General features: G+C 72.5%; 2 protein-coding genes and 1 tRNA gene. 1 reads left to right on the top strand and 2 read right to left on the bottom strand.

Features of this window, described 5'->3' with window-relative positions:
- Positions 1-171: 171 nt before the first annotated feature.
- Together ACXJKL_RS17545 and ACXJKL_RS17540 are read right to left on the bottom strand one after the other, a co-directional pair.
- Positions 172-244 (bottom strand) — tRNA-Lys (locus ACXJKL_RS17545).
- A gap of 82 nt (positions 245-326) precedes the next feature.
- Positions 327-1,904: a phytoene desaturase family protein gene (locus tag ACXJKL_RS17540; RefSeq protein ID WP_457208296.1), complete on the bottom strand. Its 1,578-nt coding sequence runs from the start codon at positions 1,902-1,904 to the stop codon at positions 327-329.
- A gap of 59 nt (positions 1,905-1,963) precedes the next feature.
- Here ACXJKL_RS17540 and ACXJKL_RS17535 point away from each other — a divergent pair.
- The coding region (locus tag ACXJKL_RS17535) for a PAS domain S-box protein (protein ID WP_457208295.1) at positions 1,964-3,383 on the top strand (1,420 nt) is incomplete at its 3' end.

The following is a 3,383-nucleotide window of genomic DNA, read 5'->3' as shown; positions in this document are numbered from 1 at the left end:
GGTCGTCCATGAGTGCGGCCTCTCCCTCGGTACCCGTCGCCCGTGTCGACGACCTCGACGGTAGCGCGTGGTCGACCCTGACACGGGTCGCAGGGGAAGAAATATGGCAGGGAAGGAAATGCAGAAGAGGCCCTCCGGGATCTCCCGGTAGGACCTCTGCCTGCTGTTCTGTACGCCATCAKGGACTTGAACCCCGAACCCGCTGATTAAGAGTCAGCTGCTCTGCCAATTGAGCTAATGGCGCCCGTCAAACGGTGTCGTACGACGTGCTGTGCAACGTAGAAGAACTCTACACGCGGTCGCCCGTGCGATGAAATCGAGATCCCTCACCCGAGCTCGGACAGCACGGCCTGGGCGGCGTTGTGGCCGCCGAGCCCCGAGACGGCGCCGCCGCGGCGGGCTCCGGAGCCGCACAGCAGCACGACGTCGTCGTCGGTCTGGACGCCCCACTGCTGGGCCGGGGTGTCGAGCCGGGAGCGGTTCGGGGCCCACGGCCAGTCCAGGTCGCCGTGGAAGATGTGCCCGCCCGGCATGGCGAGGTCGCGCTCGACGTCCTGCGGGACCTTCGCCTCGATGCACGGGTTGCCGTCGCGGTCGCGGAGCAGGCACGACTCGATCGGCTCCACGAGGTGCTCGTCGAGGGAGGCGATCGCCCTCTCCACGGCCAGGCGCTTGGCCCCCTCGGGGTCTGCCTCGAAGAGGGCCGCCGGGGTGTGCAGGCCGAAGTAGGTGAGCGTCTGCGCGCCGGTGCCGGCCAGGTCCCCCAGGATGGAGGGGTCGGTGAGGGAGTGGCAGTAGACCTCGCCCGGCATGGTCGTCGGCACCCGTCCCGCGGCGGCCTCGGCGTACGCCCGCTCGAGCTGGCTGTGGTCCTCGCCGAGGTGCAGGGTCCCGGCGAAGGCGACGGCCGGGTCGGCACCGGACCGCAGCTGCGGGAGGCGGTCGAGGAGGAAGTTGATCTTGAGCTGCGCACCGGCGGGCTTGGTGGCGGGGTCCTCGTCCTCGCCGAGCAGGATCCGCAGCACCCACGGGGCCACCCCCGACAGCACCCGCCGGCCGGTGACGGTGCGGGTGGTCATGCCGTCGTGCCACCGGACCTCCGCGCGGTCCCCGTCGGTGCGGATGGCGCTGACCCCGGCGCCGGTGACGATCTCGGCGCCGGCCGCGGTGGCGCTGCGGGCGAGGGCGTCGGTCACCGCGCCCATGCCGCCCACGGGCACCCGCCACTCGCCCGTCCCGTTGCCGATCAGGTGGTAGAGGAAGCAGCGGTTCTGGATGAGCGAGGGGTCGTGCAGCGACGCGAACGTGCCGATCAGGGCGTCGGTGCCGACGACGCCGCGGACCGTGTCGTCGGCGAACCTCGCCTCGATCGCCCGTCCGAGCGGGCGGGAGACGACGTCGCGCCAGATGCCGGGGTCCACGAGGTCGCGCAGGTCGCGCTCGTGGGGGAGGGGCTGGGTCAGCGTGGGCGCCACGGCGTGCGCCAGGTCGGTGACGTCGGCGTAGAACTCGCGCCACGCGTCGTACTCCGCGTCACCGCCGGTGAGCTCGGCGAACGACGCCCGCGTCGCCTCGCCCTCGGGCCGCTCCACGAGCAGTCCGCCGCTCCGGCCGTCGCGGACCCACGGCGTGTAGGACGCGGTCGTGCGCGAGGCGAGCCTCACGTCGAGGTCCAGGTCGGCCATGAGCGACTCGGGCATGAGGCTGACCAGGTAGGAGTACCGCGAGAGCCTCGCCGGCTGACCGGCGAACGGGCTCACCGAGACCGCCGCACCGCCCGKGTGGTCGAGCCGCTCGAGCAGCAGCACCGAGAGGCCGGCCCGACCGAGGTAGGCGGCGGCCACGAGCCCGTTGTGCCCACCGCCGACGATCACGACGTCATAGCTGGTCTTCGCAGGAGTCACGCGGTCAACCTAGACCGGTGCGCCCCTCCCTCGGCAACGAGGCCCGTTACCCTCGCCGAGTGAGGTCGGGTGGGTGGTGGCGCAGCACGGCGTTGCTCGTGCTGTACGCCGTCCTGGTCCGCCTGGCCGTGGGTGCCGTGTGGCCGGACAGTCATGTCGGCGAGAGCGTGCCCGTCGGCGTCGCCGCTGGCGCTCTTGTGCTGGCATCGCGCCGGTCGTGGTGGGTCCTCGTGCCCGCCATCGGTGCGGCATCCGTCTCGGCCTACTCCCTCGCCGGCGCGTCCCCGGCCGTCGCGCTCGTCTGGGGCTCGACCCTGACGGCGGGGGCAAGTGTGGCCGCGGCGATCCTGGGCCGCCGCTCCGGGCCCGGGGAACGGCCCGCACTGCGCGACATCGACGACTACCGCGCCTTCCTGGCCGCGGCCTTCGTCGGCGCCGGGCTGGCCACCGTGGTCCTGTCCGTGGCCGCCCCCCTGATGCTCGACCACGACCTGGTGCTCATCGCCGCGGGCACGTTCCTGGCGCACGTCTCGTCGTACCTCGTGATCCTGCCGTTCTTCATGGTCACCGCCCCCCACGCCGGCGTCGTCGACGGCTGGAGCCGGGTGCTCACCTGGAGCGCCGTGGTGGCGATCATGGCCATCGCCTTCACCAGCCACGACAAGATCGCCGGTCTCTTCGCGATGGCCGTCATCCCCGCCCTCGGCTGGGCCGCCATGCGGCTGCCGTTCCGCGACGCCATGGTCGGGGTGCTCTTCGTCGCCGTCTGCGCGGACCTCGCCGCCGTGCTGGGGGAGGGGGGTGCGGTCGCGCTGATCGGGGCCGAGCAGCCCGAGTGGGTGCTGACCGTCACCCACCTGTTCGTGAGCACCTGCGTGCTCAGTGCGCTGCCGTTCGCGCTGGCGGTCGGCATCCAGCGCGACCTCGCCCAGCGGGCCGCCACCGAGGCGGACACGGTACGCCGCGTGGTGGACAGCGCGAGCGGCGTGGCCATCGTCGGCACCGACGAGCGGGGGCGGATCACGCTGTGGAACCCCGGCGCCGAGGCCCTGCTCGGCTACACCCCCGAGGAGGTCCTGGGCCGGCTGCCGTCGACCTTCCACCGGCCGGAGGAGATCGCGCGGCTCGGCGAGCTGCTCGGGGTGGGCAACGACTACCCGAGCGTGGCCCGCGAGCTGGCGGACCCGGACCGCGGCGGCCTCGAGGTCGAGTTCGTCCGCAAGGACGGGCAGACCCGCATCCACTTCATGAACCTGTCCCGGGTCACCGACGCCGAGGGACGCCTCACCGGCTTCGTCTCGACCGCGGAGGACATCTCCGAGCGCGTCGCCACCCAGCGGGCCCTGGAGCTGGCGCTGGCCCGCGAGCGCGCCTCGGTGGAGAGGCTGCGCGAGGTCGACCAGCTCAAGGACACCTTCGTCTCGAGCGTCAGCCACGAGCTGCGCACCCCGATCACCAGCATCATGGGCTACCTCGAGC

It is taken from the genome of Nocardioides sp. P5_C9_2 (genome assembly GCF_054049555.1).
Note: the sequence above shows the minus strand (reverse complement) of the source record. Positions and strands in the feature narration are given on the sequence as shown.